The 701-nt window shown below is 45.6% G+C and carries 1 protein-coding gene; it reads right to left on the bottom strand.

Annotated features, from left to right (window positions below):
• Positions 1-701 (bottom strand): AAA family ATPase (locus tag R7Z47_RS24925; protein WP_318130774.1); only part of this gene is annotated, 701 nt, incomplete at both ends.

Here is a 701-nt window from a genome sequence, read left to right as displayed (position 1 = left end):
AACGCTGGTTTCAATATATTAGCAGCATCACCTTGCCCCGCTTGACCACCACCTCCGATTAGACCATGAGCTTCATCGATAAAAAGAATGATTGGCTGCGAAGATTCGTTAACTTCTCGAATGAGATTTTTAAGTCTGTTTTCAAACTCCCCTTTCATCCCCGCACCCGCCTGAAGCAAAGCAAGATCGAGTGATTTGATGGCAACATCATGTAAAGCCGGAGGAACATCCCCATCCACTATTTTTTGCGCCAGCCCCTCAATTACCGCAGTTTTACCTACACCAGCCTCACCCGTTAAGATCGGATTGTTTTGGCGGCGACGCAATAAGATATCGATCATCAAGCGGATTTCATTGTCGCGACCGATAACAGGATCTATTTTTCCAGCTTTAGCTTGCTCAGTAAGATCCGTTGTGAACTGATTCAATGCAAAGTTCGAGCTGCTCGTCGCCTTAGAAGTATTGTTTCCACCATCGCCCACATGCTCTTTAATTACGACTAGGCGAGATGGTTCGACTTTGTCTAGCTCCGCGCTAATAGCGTTCATCATATTCACTAGCGTGTCATCAGAAAGATACGCAAACAGTAAGTGGATACAGTTCACTTGTTCTTCATGAAACTCTATCGTTGCGCACATCAAAGCATTCTGCATCATGGTTACAGTATGAGCAGAAAGGCCTGGGACGGTTTGGCATCCAGT

It is taken from the genome of Vibrio sp. 1641, assembly GCF_033339995.1.
Classification (GTDB): Bacteria; Pseudomonadota; Gammaproteobacteria; order Enterobacterales; family Vibrionaceae; genus Vibrio; species Vibrio alginolyticus.
This window is presented reverse-complemented; position numbering and strand designations above follow the sequence as displayed.